This window comes from Halorubrum sp. C191 (genome assembly GCF_002727095.1).
Lineage (GTDB): Archaea > Halobacteriota > Halobacteria > Halobacteriales > Haloferacaceae > Halorubrum > Halorubrum ezzemoulense.
Window position 1 is genome coordinate 1 of record NZ_NHNZ01000039.1, and the last position, 1,232, is coordinate 1,232.

General features: G+C 54.6%; 1 pseudogene. It reads right to left on the reverse strand.

The annotated features are described in order from the left end of the window. Positions 1-15: 15 nt before the first annotated feature. Positions 16-1,129 (reverse strand): annotated as a pseudogene (locus Z052_RS02785) (RNA-guided endonuclease InsQ/TnpB family protein). Positions 1,130-1,232: the final 103 nt, after the last annotated feature.

The window sequence follows — 1,232 nt, forward strand, 5'->3', positions numbered from 1 at the left end:
GTGAACTACCCTACCCTACTCGCTCACGGCTGACGCCGCTCGCTCCTTGAGGGTAGGGCTTCCTGCTTCTACGACGCGCTTTGCAGACACCGAATGGGTGTCCGCAGGGAGCGCAGTCTCCACAGGCGTATCTTCGGGCCATCCCAGCCCTAATTCAGCAAAGCCTCTCTGCAAGACGTTCATCGCCGCATTCGCGTCACGGTCACATTCAAACCCACACGAGGGACACGAATGCTCTCTAACCCAGATAGGTTTCGCTGTCTCCACGCCACACGACGCACACTCTTTCGTCGTGCCCCGCGCTTCGACTTGAACCACGTGCGTCCCGTACAGCTCGGCTTTATATTCGAGCAGAGTGATGAACTGTCGCCACGCCGCATCCTGCTTGTTCTGGGCGTTGTACGACTGTTCCAGCATCNNCTTCCTCTTTGCGAGAGAGTTTGCGTTGCTTGCGACGGAGTTGTTCGTACTCGTCTCCGAGATCGAGCCAATCTACAGTTTTCCCGTCCGAGGTGTGGATGTAGTTACGGATACCGAGATCGATTCCAACGCTGTTGTTCGTGTTGAGTGCATCTACGCTGGGTTTCTCGGGTAGATCGGCCTCATCGGTTTCGAGACCGAAAGAGACGAACCACTCACCGGTTGTCTCTTTTTTAATCGTGACTTCTTTGATCTCCGCTGTATCTGGGAGTTCGCGGTGGTAGCGGATCGGGATGTCACCGATTTTGGAGAGCCAGAGTGTCGCGTTGCGGCCACTCGTGTTTTTGAGTTCGAAACCGGACTGCGAATACGTCATACTCTGAAACTCCACTGGCGATTTCCACTTGAGCATCCCGACCTTCTGACCATTCCGTTTCTTCTCAGAGAGATTCGAGAGGTTCTGATAGAACCGCGTGACGGTTCGCTGGAGTGCTTTCGAGTGAACCTCTGTGAACACGGAAAACTCGTCTTTCCAGTCGGTGAGACGGTCGTGATGCTTGTACGCCGACCCAACGTTGTCGGCGTCGTTGTGATTCGTGTACTCGTACCGCGTGAAGTTGTACGCTTGGCGATGAACGTCGATGTGCTGTTCGACAGTCTCCGCCACCTTTTGTGTCGGATAGGCGTGGTAGCGGTGACTGTATTCCATCGCTGTCCCTCAGTTTGGGATATGTTTATTTAATGGTTTGTACTGCGTGCGGCGATTCATCCCCTCCCTACTCGCTCCCGATAGTCGCTCCTTGAGGAAGGGG